The sequence below is a fragment of the Mucilaginibacter pocheonensis genome (genome assembly GCF_031456535.1).
In the GTDB taxonomy this organism is placed as follows: Bacteria; Bacteroidota; Bacteroidia; order Sphingobacteriales; family Sphingobacteriaceae; genus Mucilaginibacter; species Mucilaginibacter pocheonensis.
Genome location: NZ_JAVDUU010000003.1, coordinates 788795 through 808703 on the forward strand (window position 1 = coordinate 788795; position 19909 = coordinate 808703).

A 19909-nucleotide genomic window follows, 5' to 3' on the forward strand; every position below is an offset into this window, starting at 1 on the left:
AAAATGGCTTCAACCATGAAAAATTTCTCTGGGCTATTCGTAGCTGTAATCATCTCATTCATTAGCATTAGCACTATCACTCAAGCACAGCAAATCCCTTTTTATAAAGACCCCTCGCAATCGATTGATAAAAGAGTGGACGATCTTTTATCGAAACTTACCCTCGAAGAAAAAATATCGTTGTTGGGTTATCGCAGCCAGGCTGTACCCCGCTTGGGCATTCCCGCTTATAATTGGTGGAACGAAGCGCTGCATGGCGTAGCCCGCGCCGGTGAAGCCACCATATTTCCACAGGCCATTGGCATGGCAGCAACCTTTAATGACGATCTTTTAAAACAGGTAGCGACAGCCATATCAACAGAGGCCCGTGCAAAGTATAATCTGGCCATAGCCCAGGACCGGCACCTCCAATACATGGGCCTCACCTTCTGGACACCTAATATTAACATTTTTCGTGATCCGCGCTGGGGGCGTGGACAGGAAACTTATGGCGAAGATCCATTTTTAACCGGTCGTATGTGCTCTGCATTTGTTAAAGGCTTACAGGGCGATGATCTCCACTATTTAAAAACTTCGGCTACGGCAAAACACTTTGCGGTTCACAGTGGCCCTGAGGCAGAACGGGATCGTTTTGATGCCAAAGTTGATGAGAAAGACCTGCGCGAAACATACCTGTATGCATTTCACGAGTTGGTGGGCGCCGGTGTTGAATCGGTTATGAGCGCTTATAACCGTGTAAATGGCGTGCCCAACTCCATCAATAAAATGCTGTTGACCGATATTTTGCGAAAAGAATGGGGCTTTAAAGGCCACGTGGTTACTGATTGCGGCGCACTTGATGATGTTTACCTTACACATAAAACTTTACCTACCGGCGTTGAAGTTGCTGCCGCTGCTTTAAAAGCCGGTATTAACCTGGATTGTTCATCCGTTTTGCAAAATGACGGATTAAAAGCCATTCAGCAGAAATTATTAACGGAAAAAGATGTGAACCAGGCCTTGAGCGCTATACTACGTACAGAATTTAAGCTTGGTTTTTATGATGATCCAAAACTTAATCCTTACCATAATTATGGTGCCGACAGCATCCACAATGCAGAACATTTGAACCTTGCCCGTAAGGTAGCACAGCAAAGCATGGTATTGCTTAAAAACGATAAGAACATTTTACCGTTAACCAAAGCCAATGTATCAAGCATTATGGTTGTTGGCCCTAACGCAGCATCGCTTGATGCTATGGTAGCCAATTATCACGGTACCAGCAGTAAAGTGATCAATTTTGTTGAAGGTATTACCGGCGCTGTCAGCAAATCAACGCGGGTTGAATATGACCTGGGTTGTGATTATAGAGATACTACGCATTTTGGCGGAACCTGGGCAGCCGGAAATGCTGAAGTAACCATCGCAGTGATTGGTCTTTCGCCGGTATTGGAAGGTGAAGCCGGCGACGCGTTTTTGTCAGAAAGCGGTGGTGATAAAAAGAACCTGAGCTTGCCTGCCAGTGAAATAGCTTTTATGAAAGCATTACGTAAAAGCGTTAAAAACAAACCGGTTATAGCAGTGATAACTGCAGGCAGTGATGTTGATGTTGCGGCTATTGAACCTTACGCTGATGCTATAATATTTGCCTGGTATCCCGGCGAACAAGGTGGAAATGCGCTGGCCGACTTGGTATTCGGCGACGTATCCCCGTCCGGGCATTTGCCGCTTACTTTTTACAAAGATATGAGTAATTTGCCCGACTATCAGGATTATAACATGAAGGGTCGCACCTACAGATACTACAACGGCCCCGTTCAATATCCGTTTGGTTTTGGGTTAAGCTATACCTCATTTGCTTACGTGCTTAATAGCAAACCCAAAGCCACCTATAAAGCGTCAGATACATTAACAATTACTGTTAATGTTAAAAATATCGGCAAAGTAAATGGCGATGAGGTAGTGCAGGCTTATATAGAATATCCCAAAATTGACAGAATGCCCGTTAAAGAGCTAAAAAGCTTTAAACGCGTGAGTTTAGCAAAGGATAAAGACGAAAATGTTACGCTGAAAATTCCCGTGCAGGATCTTCAAAAATGGGATATGACCGCTCATAAGTGGAAAATTTATCCCGGCAAATACAAACTGGTGCTTGGCAGCAATTCAGCTGATGAAAAAGCAAGTATTGATTTTAACGTAGCCCTGTAACCATACCTCTCTGGCGATCTTACTAAAATGCGCAGTATATTTAAAACATACTGCGCATTTTTATTAGGTTAAATTCAGACCAGAAAATCAACACTGTTTACCCCTCGGATTTTTTTTAGTTCGGCCACTACCGTAATTACAGCTTCCTGTTGGTCAAACTGTTTTTGAATGGTTATTCTGATTTCATCATTGCCATCGCCGGCAACCAAACTGATCTCCTCAAACTGAATATTTCTGGCTTTCAATACATCCTCTATTGCCAAAAAATCAACTTGCTTTTGCTCAAGCACCATCCTGATGCTTCTGTATTTGTTTTTCTTAAAAAACCTATTCTCAAAAGGCTTAAATACAGCAAGGATAATTAATGCTATAAATGTGGTACTCACGGCCTCAATGTATAAACCACCACCAGCAGCCAGTCCAATACCGGCTACTGTCCATAAACCGGCTGCAGTAGTGAGGCCCTTTACTATCTCATTACGCATAAAAAATATAGTTCCGGCGCCGAGAAAGCCTATACCACTTACCACCTGGGCAGCCACGCGCGATGGGTCAAATCCCACGCCTGGTTTACCAACAACATCATTGAATCCGTAGGTAGAAACCAGCATAACCAGTGCCGAGCCCAAACCAACCATCATGTGGGTACGTAAGCCCGCTGCCCAATGACGACGTTCCCGCTCCCAGCCTATTATACTACCTAATAATGCGGCTACCAGCAGTCGCAAAAGCATATCGTAAGTACTTATCATTTGTCAGGTTGATATTACCGAATGGTATTTATTGAAATTAGCTAAAAATCCGAACATTGAAAAATTTGTTTTAAAGACGAAAAGAGTAACGGGCTTACAGAAAACCAGTGATAATGAACCAAACAAATTTTTGTCAGCATTGTCTATCTATTAATCTAAAAATAAAATATGATCACCAGCGGCGTTACATTTGGAATAACCAAACAGGATGGCTCTTATATCAATATAGCCATTGATCCGGCAAACATCAATGAAGCTAACCCAACCAATGCCGGAACTTATAAACTCTACCATGATATTGATAGCCCTAAAACTTTTGATAAAGGCTATCTGGGCGCCATATTTCTTGATGATACAGATACCGGTTATCATTATTCGGGTGGTACAGAGCTTACAGATTTCGAGCTGAAACAATTAGCGCAATTTATTCGCAACTATCATGCTACCGGAACGGAATTTGACGACCATAAACGCGATATCAGCTCCAAATAATCTCCCCCGTTCCTTTATAGTGTCACTTTGCTAAATTCCTGCAGGTATTTGGCAATATAGTCCTGCTTGGTTTTTGACTTATATTGCATAATAAAACGTGGATGTTCGAGCGCGATGATCTTTTTGAAAAATTCATTTTTCATATTGAGCTTGCGTAAAAAGGCTTCATTTTTACCGGTGCCAAAACAAAAACAAATATCAGTTTCAAAACCAAGGTCTATTTGTTTTTTTATGTTTTCAACTATAAAAGGATATACCGCTTCCTGAAGTTCGGGCATATCATAGTAGTTATAATTCACTTCTTTGCCATTACCCCTGCTTATGGTAAAACCCAGCGGGCAAACCGAATGAATATAAAACTGATTATAAAACTTGGTTATGCCACCAAATGAATCAATCATTTCATAAATGTATTCTGACGATGGCTCATGCGCCATGGGCCCCGGGTATGGTATCTGGCATTGGTTTACCATTCTTTTAGGATCGGTAAATGAAACCCCTGTCATGCCTGAACCAAATCTTCCGGGATTAATACCCAATATTAGATGCCTCGGATGGTCGTCGTTATAATACTTTCTGTAAAACTGGGTAGAAACAGCCAGAGCAAGCTCATTTTCTTTAAAGGGGTTCATGATCCTGATACCGGGCGGTAAAGACCCGGTAAATTCAAGCTGCTGATTAAAGGCAATTATTCTGTCGGCAAAGGTGCTCATATTAGTTGCTAACTTATTCAAAAAGTACAGATCCCGAAAATAAAAAATCCCGGCGCCATCGCGGCTACCGGGATGATAGTATCCAAACCAATTAAATTATTATTTCATATATTCTTTATCCAGAAACAGGTATCTGGCACGGTTAACCTCGGGTTTAAGCTGGCTTTTAACATCAATATTCATAAACTTAGCATTGTTGTTATCAGTAATTGCTTCCCATTTAGGCAAACCACTACCGTTGGGGTTACCTGTTTTTATGAAGTTGGCAAAATAATTTTCCATAGTTGCCGATACCTTATAATCCTCAGGGGTCCAGGCGTAAACTTTATTACTGGCAAGGTTACCCATAGCGTACTCAATTTCTGAGGCATGTGACGCGCCAACCGCGGCGGGTGCAGGAGGTGCCGGTTTTGCCCCGTCATTTTTTACCACGCCACCGGCAAGCCCGGGAGTTGCATTACCCATTTGAGCAGTCATGGCCGGGCGAATGCGTGAAAATTCATAACGATATACTGGTTTGCCACCAGTTTGTACCTGAAGGTCGGCCCACTTCCAGGTGCTGTAAACTATAAAACGATCGCTTGACAGCGCGGTTGCCGATTTGATAACCTCTTCATTGGTTGAGGCAGGATATAGTTTCTGAACTTCCTCTGCGCGGTCACCGTAAAGCTGTTTTACTGCTTTGCTGTAGTTTTCGGGAGTTGGCGCGTCAGCTCTTAAAACAAACTGATAAGGTACTTCCGCAGAGTTCCATCCAACCAGCAAGGGCACATGGGCCTGCTCACCGGCCTTAAAGATGTCGGGTATTGATTTAGGCAATAAATAACCATCGATAGTAGCCGATGTTGCCGGGGCTCCTGCCCTGAAAACGGAGTCAAGCAATTGTGAAGCCGGTAAAGCTCGTAAAGCAGCCAATGAACCTGCATTCAGGCGTGCCGCTAAAGCTGCACCATTCTTTTCGGCCTCCGCCAGCGGAATGGGATAAAGTGTTGGTTTTATAGCCGCACCGCTTTCGCCAATGGCGCCCGCGATCAGATCTTTTGATAAAGGCGATGCCATTTGTACGGATACCGAAATTGAACCGGCCGACTCTCCCGCTATTGTAACCCGTTTTGGGTCGCCACCAAAAGCTGCTATATTTTTTTGAACCCACACCAAAGCCGCGTGCTGATCAAGGTATCCATAGTTACCAGATGAGTGATTGGGGGATTCTTTAGTTAACTCCGGGTGAGAAAAAAATCCAAATATGCCAAGCCGGTAGTTCACAGTAAGTGCAACAATGCCTTTTTTTGCCATACTTTCACCGTCATAACGCGGTTCAGATCCATCGCCAGCGGCAAGACCGCCTCCATAAAAATAAACCAATACAGGTAGTTTTTCCTTCCCGGTTTTAGCCGGGGTCCATACATTCAGATATAAGCAATCCTCACTCATACCAGATGAGCGGAAATTCATATCGCCAAATATTGGCTTTTGCATGGCATTATGCCCAAAATGATCTGCCTTAAGCACCCCCTCCCAGTTTTTGGCAGGTTGCGGCTCTTTCCATCGCAGGTCGCCAACAGGTGGCTGGGCATACGGAATACCTTTAAAGATCAGAATAGGCGATCCGGACTCTCTTGTTCCTTCTACTACGCCGTTTTCAATGTTCACCCGATCATTTATTTGACAAAATGCTTTTAAAGTGATGATTTGTGTTAGCAGTAATACAGCTATTAATGTTTTTTTCATACTGGGTGCTGGTTTATTAATTGGCTTAAAAATGAATAGTTTAGCTTTATTGTATCATTTTGTTACAATAATAAATTAAATTTAATTAAACATCAATTTTTTTGTTATTTGCCAACGGATCTTTTACAATAAAAATGAGCAACGAATTTGAAAAACAGGAAATGAACGTCACTGGCGAAGGCTTTTTGCCCGGTTTAGCTATTGATACGGTTATTTTCGGTTTTCATGATAACAAATTAAAAGTTTTACTGCTTACCTATAAAAATACCGGTTTGTTTGCCCTTCCCGGCGGATTCATCCGTATCAACGAGGATGTAAATGAAGCTGCCCGGAGGGTTTTATACAGCCGCACCGGCTTAATTGATATATTTCTTGATCAGTTTTACGTTTTTGGTGATAAAAGCCGGCATGATATCGCTCCGTTAAAAACCATTATGCAAGCCCGGGAATTTACCCCCGACGATAACCACTGGTTATTGAAGCGTTTTGTGTCAATAGGTTTTTACGCGCTTGTTGATTTTACAAAAGCCATCCCTACACCCGACAGTATATCAGACAGTTGCGATTGGTTTGAATTAGATGACTTACCTGTATTAATGCAGGATCACAGGCAGATTATCGACAAGGCCTTACAAACACTACAAACAAACCTCGATCATAAACTCATAGGATTTAATCTGCTATCAGAGAACTTTACCATGGGCGACTTGCAAAGTCTTTATGAAACTATCCTCAATAAAAAGCTTATTCGTGCAGCCTTTCAGCGTAAAATGCTCAGTTCGGGTATATTGGAACGGGTTGCAAAAAAATGGACCGGAGGAGCACATAAGGCCCCCTATTTATACCGGTTTATGGCCGGGCGATAGCAGAATGTCATAATTGACCCCTAAAAGTGTCGTATTCCCCCCTTTCTTACCTTACCTTATCGGAGTAACTTTGATCTGTAAATAATTAACAGTCTGAGCATATCGCAAAGTCTTCTACATATATCAATTACGAACACTTAAATTAAAAACGCAATGGTAACCATCAATCCTTATTTAAATTTTGCCGGCAACACCGAGGAGGCTTTTAACTTCTACAGATCAGTTTTTGGCGGAGAGTTCGCGGCGTTAATACGTTATAAAGACACTTTTGAAGCTGAACGTACGCCTGACTCTGATAAGAATAAATTAATGCACGTGGCTTTACCTATGGGAAAAGGGAATGTGCTAATGGGTACAGATGTTTGGGGTGATATGGCAGAATCATTAGTTCAAACCAATAGCTATTACATTTGCATGAATGGCGCAACGCCAGAAGAAACTGGGAAATTATTCAACGCGCTTGCTGTTGGAGGCAAAGTTGTCTATCCGTTTGATAAGGCCCCCTGGGGAGGTTATTTTGGTCAGTTAGTAGATCAGTTTGGCATTCAATGGATGGCTGATTCTATGGAAACAATTAATCCTTATTTGAATTTTGCCGGCAATACCGAAGAAGCTTTTAATTTTTACAAATCAGTTTTTGGCGGAGAGTTCTTTATGTTAATACGCTTTAAAGACAATGTTGAAGCCGACCGTACCCCTGAAGCCGATAAGGATAAATTAATGCATATATCCCTGCCTATTGGTGAACCTGGCAAGGGCAACGTTTTGATGGCTACAGACGCTATCGGCGAAATGGGAAAAGCCTTAATACAGGGCAACAATTTTCATCTTACCATTACAGGCGGAGATGTGAACGAAGTAAGAACTTTATTTAATGCACTCGCTGCCGGCGGCGGCAAGGTGTCGGTTCCGTTTGATAAGGCTTCCTGGGGAAGTTACTTTGGTATGTTAACCGATCAGTTTGGTATCCAATGGATGGCAGACTGTGCTGATCCGGATCAACCGAAACAATAAACATTCACACAATATATCTTAAACCAAAAAAATCAAAAAACACATCATGAAAATCGCTGTAATTATTGTACGCATACTTGTAGGCCTCATGTTCCTGTTCTCATCTATAGTAGTGCTTTTTAAATTGGTGCCAACACCTGAGCTTAAGGGCGGCGTTAAAGTATTTATGGAGGGAATAAATGCCTCGGGATATTTATTACCATTCATAAAAATAACCGAACTCGTATGTTCCATAGCTTTTATAACCGGGCGGTTTGTTACGCTTGCTACAGTGCTAATATTTCCGGTTATGTTAAACATTGTGCTTTTCCATGCATTTTTGGACCCTGCCGGCTTACCTACAGTAATAGCACTCCTTATAGGCGTTTTATTCCTGGCCTATGCCAACAGAAAAAATTATGCGGCCCTGTTTGCTGTAAAATAAATCGGCAATTAGCGGCAGGCTTAAGTAATATAGAACCATGTTGAAGTTAACGATGGCTCTGTTGTACAATAAGGCATTTAAAAACAAAAAAAATGACAGTAGAAATTTTTAAAACCAATGTAAATACCCGCAAATACGCGGACAGGTTGGTGGAAAGGATACATAAGACATTTTCAATGTATAATGCAAATTTTGATCTGGAAGATTGTGACAAAATACTTCGCGTTCAATGCAACAGCGGATCGATAAGATCACACGCTCTGATCATGTTTTTGAAGGATTTTGGGTGCCAGGCCGAAGTGTTATCGGATTAAAAAATCATCGGTCCTGCAAACAAAAATCAACATCATTAATTTATAGTTAATAAAGCAAAAATCATGTTAAAAGACAATAAAACATTTAGCAGCTTTTCGGTTAACGATTTAGCCCGGGCCAGGGAGTTCTACGGTAAAACACTTGGACTTAATATTCATGATGATGAAAAAATGCCCAACTTGTTAAATCTGGAGATCAACAAGGATAACGTTATTTTAATATATCCTAAACCCAACCATGTACCTGCTACATTTACAATACTCAATTTCAATGTACAAAACGTTGAACAAACAGTTGATGAGTTAACCAGCCGTGGTGTAAAATTCATTATTTACAACGATGAGAACTTTAAGACAAATGAAAAAGGAATTTTAGCTGGCAACGACCAGGGCCCTACCATTGCCTGGTTTAATGACCCTGCTGGAAATATCTTGTCGGTTATCCAATCGGGGAATTGATCCCAAGTCTATCAATTTTAATAAAACAGCGGGATACACATATCCCGCTGTTTTATTTTACAATTCATATAATATAATACGCTCACCTTGTAATGTTTGTTCATGCCAATAACATTATCACTTATACTGCACTCCATTTTCCTTAAAAGCATTTATAATTGTAACTTGTAGTAAAATTATACCCTAACTGGGAATAAATTCCTCACTTTACACAGCACCCAGGCTAAGAGTTTGTCTTAACTCAGGTATTATCAGGCCTTAATTTTTACTTACATAACTATATTATAGCCCTGCAGCCAAATAAAACCGTTTATATAGAATAATCTCCATTTTAGGTACGGAAATTGAATATAGGGCATTAAGTGTATTTGATTGGTTTTACACGCAAAATAAATAAAAAAACAAACCCTGAGCATCACTTTAACGTACACCTGATAATTTATGGCCTTAAAAGAAATACATTAAATATCTCCACAATAAATATATACTTTTCCCCTGTTAGCATAACTATCACAAACACGCAAAATGAAAAGAACTTTACTAATTGTTGACGACGATTTGAGCATATTAAAATTACTCAATTTTATCCTTTCAAAAGATTACGATATAGTTGTTAAGAACAACGGTATTGATGCATTTGGCTGGCTTGAGGACGGAAATATGCCTGAGTTAATCATATCAGATCTGCAGATGCCTTATTTTGATGGCCAATCATTTATAAAGAACGTAAAAATTAGCGGTTTTTATCGTGATATACCTGTTATATTACTTTCTGCAGCGCATGACCTGGATGAACAGGTAGGCAAAATGCCTTTTAAAGTTGATGCTTACATACATAAGCCATTTAAACCTAATGATCTGAAAACGGCAATTAACCAACTTTTACATGCTTACGAACCAACAAACATCTGATTGGAACAAAAATTCAGGTTCACACGTCAGAATTGCTTATGCAGGCTTAGAATTAAAAGAGTTAGTTTTAAATGGCCTCAATGAAAATTTCAATATCATTTACAACGATTCTATTGCCCAGCTTGAAGAGTATTTGGGTAATCAATCAATTTTAACAGCACCAGACATTATTTTGATTGAAGTTGATGATGAAGGAAAATGTTTTTCGTTGGTTCAGGAAATTAAAAAGAGCTTTTTACTTAACGGTACAATTATAGTATTGCTATCGGCAAAAGGCGATAGTGATCTAAAACAAAAAGCCATGCAATTAAAAGTGCATGATTTTTATAGTGCACCCTTCTTAATTGATAACTTACGCGAACGCTTAAATTTTCTGGTTACGTTCAAGTTAATAAAACCACGATTGCTTGAGCTTTCAAAGGAAGTTGATATTACCTACAGAATGCCTTTAGGCAAACGCATGGTCGATCTTCTTATATCTGGCAGTATGCTGTTTGTACTATCGCCATTATTCCTGCTTATAGCCATCTTAGTAAGATTGGATTCAAAGGGACCCGTATTTTATAAAAGCAAACGGGTAGGCACTGGTTATAAAGTTTTCAATTTTTACAAATTCAGATCAATGCGTACCGATGCAGATCAGCTGTTGGCCAAACTATCCGCAGAAAACAATCAGTATGCTTCGGAAACCGGCAACAACCAGGCGGCATTTGTAAAAATCAAGAACGATCCTCGTATTACCAAGCTGGGACAGTTTTTGCGTAATTCCAGCCTTGATGAATTACCGCAACTATTTAATATTTTAACAGGCGACATGTCTGTGGTTGGTAACCGGCCTTTACCTGTTTATGAAGCCGAAATGCTGACCTCCAATGAATGGTCTATGCGTTTCCTTGGCCCGGCCGGCTTAACCGGTTTATGGCAGATCAGTAAAAGAGGCAAAGAAGATATGTCAGAACGGGAGCGAAAGAAATTGGATAATTTTTATGCCCAAAAATATTCCATGTGGTTAGATTTTAGAATTATTATGGGAACTATCCCCGCCCTGTTTCAAAAAGAAAAAGTATAAAAATAATGAATAAGAATATAAAAAGAGTTTGTTTTTTATTGATCCTTACTGCTTTAACTTCACATTTACATGCACAAGAAACCTTTGTTAATGATATTTCATATCCATATCTGGAAAAATTAATAGCTACCGCAAAGAAAAACTACCCGGAAGTAAAAATGAAGCAAAGCCAGGTTAATGCTGCAAAGACCACCTATAATCAAACCAAGTTTGCCTGGCTCGACGGATTCACAGCCTCCTATATATACAGTCCGCAAAGTTCTATTAATATTTCTCAGCCAACCATCTTTAAAGGTTATCAGTTGGCTATTGGGCTTAACATTGGGCAATTGTTAAAAAACCCGGGTGCAACGAGTGTTGCAAAAGAGAATTACAAAATTGCGGAATATGAACAAAGTCAATATATGTTAAGTTTAGAAGCACAGGTAAAGCGTTTTTATTTCGCATACCTTGGCGCCCAGGCTGATCTAAGGCTACGTTCAAACGCTGTTATTGATGCCGAAGGAGCTGTAAAGCAGCTTAAATATGCTTTTCAAAAAGGCGAAACCACCTTTCAAATATATAACTCGCAATTAAATAGCCTTTACAATCAAAATTCATTTAAAGTACAAGCTGAGTTGGCGGCCTTTACAGCTAAAACCAATTTAGAAGAACTATTAGGCACCAAATTAGAAGACATCAAATAATAATGGAAATAGGCAACTTTTTTAAGCTTTTACGTAAATACAGAATTATACTTGTCCTTATTCCGCTCATAACGGTTATTGGTGCATTTTTTCTTGTTAAAAACCTACCTGATAGCTATGTATCACATGCGCAGATAGCAACCGGTATTGTTGATGCTTCAAGGCATCTGCTGGATAAAGATGATAATATAAATGCGCAGCAAGCACAGGTTTATCGCGAATTCAGTAACCTCATGGCTATTATGAAGTTAAAGAAACTGATTAATCAGGTTTCTTATCAACTGATTATCCATGACCTTAGCTCCCGTACCCCGTTCCGTAAATACAGTAAGGATCTGGCAGAATTACACCCTTATCAAATTGAGCGTGCGCTTGCTATTTATAAAACTAAACTCCAGCACTTTGAGCCACTTTCACGTTCTAATCCCGAAGAAGACAGGCTGAATAATACGCTTATATCTATGCAATATGATGAGGCCTCGATACTAAAAAACCTTCTCATATATCGCGACGATGATAGTGATTTTATATCGATAAGTTTTGAATCAGAAAACCCGGAGTTATCCGCTTTTATAGTGAATACGTTATGTAAGGAGTTTATTAGTTATTACACCCAGAGTGTAAGACAAAACGAATCAACAGCGGTAAACTTTTTATCAAAATTACTTGACGAAAAAAGGGAAGCCTTAAATAAGAAAACCGAGGAACTGCAACAATACAAGATACAAAATGGCGTATTGAGTCTTGACGAACAATCAAAGGCAATTTACGCGCAGATATTAACTTATAACGATAGAAAGCAGCAGACCGAAAAAGACATTATATCTAATGAGGGTGCTATTAATTCAATCGACGCAAAGTTTAAACCTGGCGACAGAAAATATCTTGAAGCTGCAATGACCAAATATAATGAGGTTATCCTTTCAACGCAGGATCAACTGCATGTGCTTCAGGATAAATATGTACGCAGCGGGTTTGACCCCAGGTATAAAGCATCAATAGACTCTGCTCAAAATGTTCTTGCAGGGCAGGTAAATCAAACATCCGATAAATATATTACCAACCCGCTTACCGCTAAGGATGAGTTGGTTCATCAAAAACTGGGACTTGAAATATCACGGGACCTTGCCAAATACAGTGTAAAATCTATTGACCGTGAATTGGCCAATCTTAATTCAAAATTCTCACGACTGGTACCTTTTGATGCCACAGTAAAAACGTACAATTTTGCCATTGATATTGCGAGTAAAGAGTATTTAGAGGTTTTAAATAAGTATAATGAAACCAACCTCAAGTCAAACTTCTCCATTAAACTGCTGCAGGTTGAAGTTGCCACACCAGATAAGGCACAGCCTTCAAAAAAGATCTTTTTAGTGGCCTTTTGTGCAATAATAAGTATAGCTGGTTGTTTACTTGTCCTATTTGTATTGTTTTATCTTGATAAAAGTGTAAGAACACCTGTAGACCTTGTTAATAAAACGCAGCTGCCTTTAATAGGTTATCTGAACCGTATTGATGGTACTGACCTTGATCTGAAAAAGCTTTGGGATGTTGAGCATCGGGATAAAATGAAGCTATTTAAAGAGCAGCTCAGGTCGATAAGATTTGAAATAGACCAGGAGTTGCAAGGCGAAAAAGTATTGGCCATAACCAGTATTGATTCTGCCGAAGGCAAAACTTTGCTCGCAATCAGCCTGGCTTACTCCTATTCCATGATAAACAAAAAGGTTCTGTTAATTGATGGTAACTTTAATAACCCAACCATAAGCAAAACCATTTCGCCAAACACCTATGTTGAGAATTTCTTTAAAAACGCTCCATCAGCCTCTCTTGATGTAAACAGTGGAACCACAACAGTTTTAGGTAACCGGGGGGAGGATATTACTTTGCTTGAAATTGGCGATGAAACCTTTGTAAATAGCCAGATGGATAATTTAAGATCAAAATATGATATCATTATTATCGATACGCCTCCTTTAAATTCTTTAAATAAATCTAAAGAATGGATATTGTTTGCCAATAAAGCTTTGGTTGTTTTTGAATCAGGCAAAAAGCTTGCAGGTCAGCAAATGCCTTATGTTTCTTATTTACGCGGTTTAAAAACCAAATTTGCCGGTTGGGTATTAAACAAGGCTAATTTAGATCAAAATGAAGCTAACGCTAATTAAAGTGCTAAACTTTTATGAGAATAGAGCCTCAAATACCGCAGGATAAAGACAAGGATCAACCCAAAGATCAAAGCTTGCTTGAAAAAAGATCCCGAATAGTCGCAATAATAGTAGCATTTTGCGGGGTTTTTGTATGGGCAGCAAAAATATTATTTTTTTAGACGGCTTTATAAATGCAGAGCGATCAAACCGGTAATAACGTAGTTAGAGGAACATTTTGGCATAAGGTTATTGACCAAAAGTTTTCAAACCCGTTTGTACTTTTTTTCCTTTTACTGTTCTCGTTGCTTTCCTGTTTTGCTGTTTATCAATTTGGAATTATCGGCGGAGGCGGAATTCTTGCGCTTATAATTGGTTTACCTGCCATATATGTTATTACCCTATACCCTAAAATGGGTATTTCTATATTGATCATAGCTTCATTCTTTATTAGTTACGTATCAGAGTTTTTACCCGATAGCGTGCCGATAGGAACCCTGCTTGACGGCATTACTTACCTGCTTATATTAGGCCTTTTTATTAAACAAAGAAAAGAGCGAAACTGGATCTGGTTTAAAAACCCAATTAGCTATATAATTATTATATGGCTGGCGTATAATTTATGCGAAGCACTTAACCCTATATCCCCTTCAATACTGGCATGGGTGTATACTGTGCGCACAGTAGGTTTTATAATGCTGATGTATTTTGTTTTTACCTATCAAATCAGATCTGTAACTTTTATAAAATTCCTTTTTAAGCTCTGGCTTGTATTAGCTGCTATCGCCTCTATATCGGCCTTTCAACAGGAGAAATTTGGTTTCTTTGGATTCGAAAAAAAATGGCTGTACGCCGATGCCGGGCGTGTTAGCCTTCTTTTTATCGAAGGCCACATGCGTAAGTTCGCCATATTTTCTGACCCGGTTACTTTTTCATACAATATGGTAATTGCAAGCTTACTATGTATTTCACTCATTACCGGTAACCTGCGTTTGTATAAAAAAATAATTTTAGGGTGTATGGCATTCTTTTTTCTGTACGTAATGCTTTTCTCGGGTACAAGAGGGGCTTATGTGCTAATACCTGCAGGATTAGTTATGCTGGCCGTGCTAAAGTTCAGTAAAAGGGTATTGATATTTTCATTGATAGCCGGTTTTTTTCTTGGTGTTTTAATTTTAATGCCTACCTCTAATCCGCTTATTAAAAGGTTCCAGTCGGCATTCAGACCCACCAAAGACGCATCCTTTAACGTAAGGGCCGAAAACCAAAAGCGTATACGGCCTTACATTTTGTCGCACCCTATTGGCGGCGGTCTTGGTTCTGTTGGCATTTGGGGTCGACGGTTCGCCCCGAATTCGATGCTTGCCAAATTCCCTCCAGACAGCGGATATGTGCGCGTGGCGGTAGAGATGGGTTGGATTGGATTATTACTATTTTGCACCCTTATGTTTATTGTGCTCTATAGCGGTATCAACTATTATTATCTCATCAGGGATCCAGAGCTTAAAACCTATAGTTTGGCCATGATCCTGGTAATTTTTGCCTTAAATGTGGGTAGTTATCCACAGCAGGCTATAGTACAGTACCCTACAAACATTTTGTTTTACCTGGCTATTGCTATTTTAGTTGTCTGTAATCGGCTTGATAAGGAGGGCCGGCAGAAGTCGGCAATAACAGTGCCCGATAAGTAACATGTATTATTAAAAATTGGAATAAGTAAATGGCATTAGTATCAACCATAAAATCAAACCCTGGCTTAAAGCGCTTTGTGCATTGGCTAATTGTACGCAGCGGCGAAGCTAAACCAAGGTTATGGGTGCGTTGGTTTGTAAATCCTTTTTTTCATCAGCGCGGGCGCAGATCGGTGGTACGGTTCAGGGCCCGTATGGATGTATTCCCTTTTAATAATTTTGCATTAGGTAATAACAGCATTATTGAGGATTTTGCAACCATTAACAATGGCGTAGGTGATGTTATTATCGGTAATAACTGTGGCATTGGCATTAGTAATGTATTAATTGGTCCGGTAACTATGGGTAACTACGTAATGCTTGCCCAAAACATCGTTCTTTCGGGGCTTAACCATGGGTATGAGGATATTACCGTACCTCCCCGCTTACAAAAAGTAACCACAAAAAAAATCACCATTGCTGACAATGTTTGGATAGGCGCCAATAGCGTGGTTACCGCAGGTGTTACTATAGGCAAACATTCCATTATAGGGGCTGGCAGCGTGGTTACCAAAGATATACCTGATTATGCGGTAGCAGTAGGCAACCCCGCGAAGGTGATCAAAAGATACAATTTCACAACAAACACCTGGGAAAAAGCGTAACAAACGATACATGTTTTTTTTAAAAAGAGTTATTAATAAATATACGCTTTCTTTAGCCAGCAACGCAGTTATGCCGGTACTCGGTATGGCCATACTGTCTTTAATGGCACGTTACCTTTCAAAACCTGACTTTGGCGATTATATCTTTTTCCTGATCTTATTCACCCTTGCAGATACCTTTAGAACGGGTTTTTTACAAACATCTTTAATAAAGTTTTATGCAGGCACAAGTAGCGAGCGGGGTGCAAATATTGCCGGCTCGGCATGGTATGTTGGGTTTATTATAGTATTTACATTCGCGGTAGGCAATTTGCTGGCACATTTTTTTTATTTCGGCAGCAACCCCAATATGCTTGTCATATTAAAATGGTTCAGCGCTATTTTTCTTTGTACACTTCCATCGGCAATAGCTTTATGGATATTACAAGCCGAAGAACGTTTTGACAAGCTGTTTCTGCTGCAATTAATTAACCAGGGCGGCTTTTTTACATATATATTATTGCTGATCATATTTCATCATGTTACTTTTCAAAATGTTATATATTGTTATTTATTTAACAATGTAACAACCAGCATGACAACCATGATCATAGGTTGGTCCCGGGTAAAAACCATAAGCAGGAAAAGCTGGGCTTCTGTTAAACAATTGGCACATTTTGGCAAGTTTAGTGTCGGAACCTCCATCAGCTCCTACCTGTTGCGCAGTTCTGATACATTTATTATAAAAACGATGTTTCCATCAGAGTTACTGGCGGTTTATTATATTCCGCAAAGGTTGATGGAGATATTTGAAATACCACTCAGGGCTTTTATAGCAACCGCGTTACCCGTTATGTCAGCAGCAGTTCACCGCGATGACAAAAAACATGTATCCTACATCATGAAAAAATATGCCGGTATGCTTACTATCGCGTTGGTACCCATAGCCATAGTTTCATTTATAACCGCCGATCTGATCGTCGGTTTATTATTTGGAAGTAAATACCTGCATTCAGATGCCGGCAATATCTTCCGCATTTTTATGTGCTTTGTAATGCTGCTCCCTATCGACAGGTTTTTTGGGATAACACTTGACATTATTAACAAACCCCACCTTAATATGATTAAGGTATTTATTATGCTGGCCGTAAATGTGACAGGCGATTTTTTAGGCATATTTATCTTTCATAGTTTATACAGCGTGGCTGTAGCATCTATTTTTACTTTTTTTTCGGGAGCTGTATTTGGTTATTGGGCACTTAAAAAACATCTTGAATTTAAAATGGGCGACATATTCAAGTTAGGTTATTTAGAACTAACTGAACTGATAACTAACCTGTACCAAAAAATACGTAAAAAGCAACTGGGGTCAAATTAACATGGAGCTTAAAAACAGGCATATTATCATATTTTCGCAAATGCAATTTGACGGCCGCCTGGAGTCGACAAATTACACCATGGCCAAACACCTGGCTAAAGACAATTATGTATATTATGTTGACCGGCCCTTCACCTGGAAAGACTATATTAAATTAAAAGATACACCGCAATATAAAATACGAAAACCGCATTTCTTTTCATCAGCCAATAGTTATATCCAAACAGATATTCCCAATCTCAAGATCATTATCTCACCACCGGTACCTTCTATAAACATGCTCCCCGAAGGGCCTTTTTATCGTGCTGCTGTAAAATTAAATGAAAATATAGTTGCCCGCCGGTTAAAAAAAGTGATCAAAAACTTAAATATCCAGGATTATATCTACATCAATTCTTACAATTATACCTATCCCGCATTTCATCGCTTAATAAAACCAGTGTTAACGGTTTACCATTGCGTTGATCCGCTTATAGAACTTTACCAGGTTAGGCATGGTTTAATATCTGAGGATATTGTTGTAAAAAGTGTAGATCTGGTCATTTGTACAAGCAAACAATTAAGAGATAGCAAAAAAAAGCTCAATAGTAACACCTTTTTTATTCCTAATGCGGCCAATATAAGCCACAGCCAAAAAGCGCTTGATCCACAGCTGCCTGTAGCTGATATTTTAACAGGTATACAAAAACCGGTAATAGGTTATTTTGGAAACATTGAACGCCGTATTGACTATGACCTGCTTATTGAAGTGTTAAAACAGAATCCGGATAAAAATTTTGTATTTGTTGGCCCTGTTGAAACAAAATATGTAGATCCCAAAACCTTTGAAGCGCCAAACATACAACTAAAAGGCGCCGTTCCCTATCAGCAAATGCCCGCTGTATTGAAGGGTTTTGATGTAGCTATCATCCCTTTTAAAAAGGATAAGGTTAGCAGCTCCATATTCCCATTAAAACTATTTGAATACATGGGATCAGGAAAGCCTGTGGTATCAACCGATTTTAATACCGATCTGAAAGATTTCACCGGCGATACCGTTGCTTATTGCCATAATGCAACGGAGTTTACGGCTGCTATTAATATAGCTTTAAATGATACACCCCTGCTGCAGCAAAAAAGGCTTGCAGTTGCCGCGGAAAATACCTGGGAGCATCGCATTACAGAAATTAAAAATCTGTTGGCATTAAATTTAGAAAGAAAACTAAACAATTGAATTTTCAGTATAAAAGCATATAAAGATAAATGTACATGGACATTATAAAATTGATAGCAACGATAATAATGGATGCGATTTTTATATACCTCGGGGTATATTGCATTTATCTGTTTTTTTTCTCAGTGATGGGGAAATTAGTGCCCATTAAGGAACCACCGGCTGCTACTTCATTAAGTCGCTTTGTAATTTATATATGCGCGTATAAGGAGGATGAAATTTTATTAAGCTCGGCCGCAAGTGCGTTGACGATTGATTATCCCAAAGACATGTTTCATGTTTGCATTATTGCGGACTCTATAAAACCTGAAACCATTGAAAAGTTAAAACAAATGCCTTTACAGGTACTGGAAGTTGTTTTTGAGAACAGCACCAAATCAAAAGCATTAAACAAGGCCATTGAAAATACCGCGGATGGCTTTAATGCAGCTGTAGTTTTTGATATTGATAATATAGCAGCAACCGATTATTTATATCAGATAAATAATTTTTTAAAAGCCGGCGAAAAGGTTGTACAAGGCCACAGGGTAGCCAAAAACACAAATACATCGGTAGCAGTACTTGATGCGATAAGCGAGGAAGTTAACAACCACATTTTCAGAAAGTCACAGCGTGTATTTAAACTATCAGCAGCCATCATTGGTTCAGGCATGGCGCTGGAATATGGTTTATTTAAGAAGACAATGGCACAGATTGACGCTGTTGGTGGCTTTGATAAAGAGATGGGATTAATCCTTACCCGGCAAAAAATAGGCGTTGCCTATGCAGAGAATGCGCTGGTTTACGACGAAAAAGTAAGCAATCCGGAAGTATTCAAAAAGCAGCGCAAAAGATGGCTGTCGGCACAATTTAATTTACTGCGTAAATATGGGAGCAGCGGATTTGGCCAGCTATTTTTGCATGGTAATTTTGATTATTTTAACGAAATATATCAAATGTCGATATTACCCCGTGTGCTCATGCTTGGGCTGATGCCCTTTATGCTGCTTATCTCTCTTCTCATGCCAGGCATCGGTCCTCACTGGTATTTATGGCTTATAGCTACCGTTTGCTGTTATATTGGTATTGTTGTTGCCATACCGGCATCATTCATCAATGGAAAGCTTTTTAGTGCGGCGCTTAAACTGCCATTAATATTTTTCACCATGCTGCTATTGCTGTTTAAGCTAAAAGGAGCAAACAAAAAATTTATTCACACACCGCATGATCACACCGCCGCTTGATGATACCGCTGGATA

Annotated in this window: 19 protein-coding genes; 16 read left to right on the plus strand and 3 right to left on the minus strand. The window is 39.4% G+C overall.

Translation table 11 applies throughout. The features are described from left to right. The first annotated feature begins 15 nt into the window (after window positions 1–15). Complete coding sequence (locus tag J2W55_RS16615) at window positions 16–2187, plus strand: glycoside hydrolase family 3 N-terminal domain-containing protein (RefSeq protein ID WP_310097993.1); 2172 nt, start codon at window positions 16–18, stop codon at window positions 2185–2187. Window positions 2188–2261: 74 nt separating this feature from the next. Here the strand turns inward: J2W55_RS16615 and J2W55_RS16620 are convergent, their stop codons facing one another. Continuing rightward, on the minus strand, window positions 2262–2939 hold the full coding sequence (locus J2W55_RS16620; RefSeq protein WP_310097999.1) for an MgtC/SapB family protein: 678 nt from the start codon (window positions 2937–2939) through the stop codon (window positions 2262–2264). Window positions 2940–3107: 168 nt separating this feature from the next. Here J2W55_RS16620 and J2W55_RS16625 point away from each other — a divergent pair, with 168 nt between their 5' ends. Next, window positions 3108–3431: a hypothetical protein gene (locus J2W55_RS16625; protein WP_310098002.1), complete on the plus strand. Its 324-nt coding sequence runs from the start codon at window positions 3108–3110 to the stop codon at window positions 3429–3431. A gap of 14 nt (window positions 3432–3445) precedes the next feature. Here the strand turns inward: J2W55_RS16625 and J2W55_RS16630 are convergent, their stop codons facing one another. Together J2W55_RS16630 and J2W55_RS16635 are read right to left on the minus strand one after the other, a co-directional pair. Continuing rightward, the gene (locus tag J2W55_RS16630) at window positions 3446–4165 is read right to left on the minus strand and encodes a uracil-DNA glycosylase family protein (protein WP_310098007.1); all 720 of its coding nucleotides are present in this window, start codon (window positions 4163–4165) and stop codon (window positions 3446–3448) included. A 78-nt stretch (window positions 4166–4243) separates the two neighbouring features. Beyond that, window positions 4244–5875, minus strand: a complete 1632-nt coding sequence (locus J2W55_RS16635; protein ID WP_310098010.1) for a carboxylesterase/lipase family protein — start codon at window positions 5873–5875, stop codon at window positions 4244–4246. 134 nt (window positions 5876–6009) lie between these two features. Here J2W55_RS16635 and J2W55_RS16640 point away from each other — a divergent pair, with 134 nt between their 5' ends. The 14 genes from J2W55_RS16640 to J2W55_RS16705 all read left to right on the plus strand — a co-directional run bounded on the left by J2W55_RS16640 (window position 6010) and on the right by J2W55_RS16705 (window position 19894). Next, complete coding sequence (locus J2W55_RS16640; protein ID WP_310098013.1) at window positions 6010–6741, plus strand: NUDIX hydrolase; 732 nt, start codon at window positions 6010–6012, stop codon at window positions 6739–6741. A 153-nt stretch (window positions 6742–6894) separates the two neighbouring features. Beyond that, window positions 6895–7755, plus strand: a complete 861-nt coding sequence (locus tag J2W55_RS16645) for a VOC family protein (protein WP_310098015.1) — start codon at window positions 6895–6897, stop codon at window positions 7753–7755. A 46-nt stretch (window positions 7756–7801) separates the two neighbouring features. Beyond that, window positions 7802–8179 carry a DoxX family membrane protein gene (locus J2W55_RS16650; protein ID WP_310098017.1) on the plus strand — a complete coding sequence of 126 codons (378 nt, stop codon included), beginning with the start codon at window positions 7802–7804 and terminating at the stop codon, window positions 8177–8179. 92 nt (window positions 8180–8271) lie between these two features. Continuing rightward, on the plus strand, window positions 8272–8493 hold the full coding sequence (locus J2W55_RS16655; RefSeq protein ID WP_310098020.1) for a hypothetical protein: 222 nt from the start codon (window positions 8272–8274) through the stop codon (window positions 8491–8493). Window positions 8494–8556: 63 nt separating this feature from the next. Next, window positions 8557–8952 (plus strand): VOC family protein, encoded by a 396-nt coding sequence (locus tag J2W55_RS16660; RefSeq protein WP_310098023.1) that lies wholly within the window; start codon window positions 8557–8559, stop codon window positions 8950–8952. Window positions 8953–9477: 525 nt separating this feature from the next. Continuing rightward, window positions 9478–9864, plus strand: coding sequence for a response regulator (locus J2W55_RS16665; RefSeq protein WP_310098026.1), 387 nt, complete (start codon window positions 9478–9480; stop codon window positions 9862–9864). After that, the gene (locus J2W55_RS16670) at window positions 9839–10933 is read left to right on the plus strand and encodes a sugar transferase (RefSeq protein WP_310098028.1); all 1095 of its coding nucleotides are present in this window, start codon (window positions 9839–9841) and stop codon (window positions 10931–10933) included. Before J2W55_RS16665 ends, J2W55_RS16670 begins: the two co-directional genes overlap by 26 nt. Before the next feature lie 5 nt (window positions 10934–10938). Continuing rightward, entirely contained in the window at window positions 10939–11619 is a 681-nt protein-coding gene (locus tag J2W55_RS16675) for a TolC family protein (RefSeq protein WP_310098031.1), read from the plus strand. Window positions 11620–11621: 2 nt separating this feature from the next. Then, window positions 11622–13787 (plus strand): exopolysaccharide transport family protein, encoded by a 2166-nt coding sequence (locus J2W55_RS16680; protein WP_310098033.1) that lies wholly within the window; start codon window positions 11622–11624, stop codon window positions 13785–13787. A gap of 173 nt (window positions 13788–13960) precedes the next feature. Then, window positions 13961–15457, plus strand: coding sequence for an O-antigen ligase family protein (locus tag J2W55_RS16685; protein ID WP_310098037.1), 1497 nt, complete (start codon window positions 13961–13963; stop codon window positions 15455–15457). Window positions 15458–15486: 29 nt separating this feature from the next. Then, the gene (locus J2W55_RS16690) at window positions 15487–16101 is read left to right on the plus strand and encodes an acyltransferase (RefSeq protein ID WP_310098040.1); all 615 of its coding nucleotides are present in this window, start codon (window positions 15487–15489) and stop codon (window positions 16099–16101) included. Window positions 16102–16111: 10 nt separating this feature from the next. After that, window positions 16112–17458, plus strand: a complete 1347-nt coding sequence (locus tag J2W55_RS16695; protein WP_310098043.1) for a lipopolysaccharide biosynthesis protein — start codon at window positions 16112–16114, stop codon at window positions 17456–17458. A 1-nt stretch (window position 17459) separates the two neighbouring features. Next, complete coding sequence (locus tag J2W55_RS16700; protein WP_310098046.1) at window positions 17460–18671, plus strand: glycosyltransferase; 1212 nt, start codon at window positions 17460–17462, stop codon at window positions 18669–18671. A 128-nt stretch (window positions 18672–18799) separates the two neighbouring features. Next, window positions 18800–19894, plus strand: a complete 1095-nt coding sequence (locus J2W55_RS16705; RefSeq protein WP_310099089.1) for a glycosyltransferase family 2 protein — start codon at window positions 18800–18802, stop codon at window positions 19892–19894. The last annotated feature ends 15 nt before the right edge of the window (window positions 19895–19909 follow it).

What these genes read in the sequence shown, in the direction of transcription:
- J2W55_RS16615 (WP_310097993.1), top strand. Translation starts at nt 16, where the DNA reads ATGAAAAATTTCTCTGGGCTATTCGTAGCTGTAATCATCTCATTCATT.
- J2W55_RS16620 (WP_310097999.1), bottom strand. Translation starts at nt 2,939, where the DNA reads ATGATAAGTACTTACGATATGCTTTTGCGACTGCTGGTAGCCGCATTA.
- J2W55_RS16625 (WP_310098002.1), top strand. Translation starts at nt 3,108, where the DNA reads ATGATCACCAGCGGCGTTACATTTGGAATAACCAAACAGGATGGCTCT.
- J2W55_RS16635 (WP_310098010.1), bottom strand. Translation starts at nt 5,875, where the DNA reads ATGAAAAAAACATTAATAGCTGTATTACTGCTAACACAAATCATCACT.
- J2W55_RS16640 (WP_310098013.1), top strand. Translation starts at nt 6,010, where the DNA reads ATGAGCAACGAATTTGAAAAACAGGAAATGAACGTCACTGGCGAAGGC.
- J2W55_RS16645 (WP_310098015.1), top strand. Translation starts at nt 6,895, where the DNA reads ATGGTAACCATCAATCCTTATTTAAATTTTGCCGGCAACACCGAGGAG.
- J2W55_RS16650 (WP_310098017.1), top strand. Translation starts at nt 7,802, where the DNA reads ATGAAAATCGCTGTAATTATTGTACGCATACTTGTAGGCCTCATGTTC.
- J2W55_RS16655 (WP_310098020.1), top strand. Translation starts at nt 8,272, where the DNA reads ATGACAGTAGAAATTTTTAAAACCAATGTAAATACCCGCAAATACGCG.
- J2W55_RS16660 (WP_310098023.1), top strand. Translation starts at nt 8,557, where the DNA reads ATGTTAAAAGACAATAAAACATTTAGCAGCTTTTCGGTTAACGATTTA.
- J2W55_RS16665 (WP_310098026.1), top strand. Translation starts at nt 9,478, where the DNA reads ATGAAAAGAACTTTACTAATTGTTGACGACGATTTGAGCATATTAAAA.
- J2W55_RS16670 (WP_310098028.1), top strand. Translation starts at nt 9,839, where the DNA reads ATGCTTACGAACCAACAAACATCTGATTGGAACAAAAATTCAGGTTCA.
- J2W55_RS16675 (WP_310098031.1), top strand. Translation starts at nt 10,939, where the DNA reads ATGAATAAGAATATAAAAAGAGTTTGTTTTTTATTGATCCTTACTGCT.
- J2W55_RS16680 (WP_310098033.1), top strand. Translation starts at nt 11,622, where the DNA reads ATGGAAATAGGCAACTTTTTTAAGCTTTTACGTAAATACAGAATTATA.
- J2W55_RS16685 (WP_310098037.1), top strand. Translation starts at nt 13,961, where the DNA reads ATGCAGAGCGATCAAACCGGTAATAACGTAGTTAGAGGAACATTTTGG.
- J2W55_RS16690 (WP_310098040.1), top strand. Translation starts at nt 15,487, where the DNA reads ATGGCATTAGTATCAACCATAAAATCAAACCCTGGCTTAAAGCGCTTT.
- J2W55_RS16695 (WP_310098043.1), top strand. Translation starts at nt 16,112, where the DNA reads ATGTTTTTTTTAAAAAGAGTTATTAATAAATATACGCTTTCTTTAGCC.
- J2W55_RS16700 (WP_310098046.1), top strand. Translation starts at nt 17,460, where the DNA reads ATGGAGCTTAAAAACAGGCATATTATCATATTTTCGCAAATGCAATTT.
- J2W55_RS16705 (WP_310099089.1), top strand. Translation starts at nt 18,800, where the DNA reads ATGGGGAAATTAGTGCCCATTAAGGAACCACCGGCTGCTACTTCATTA.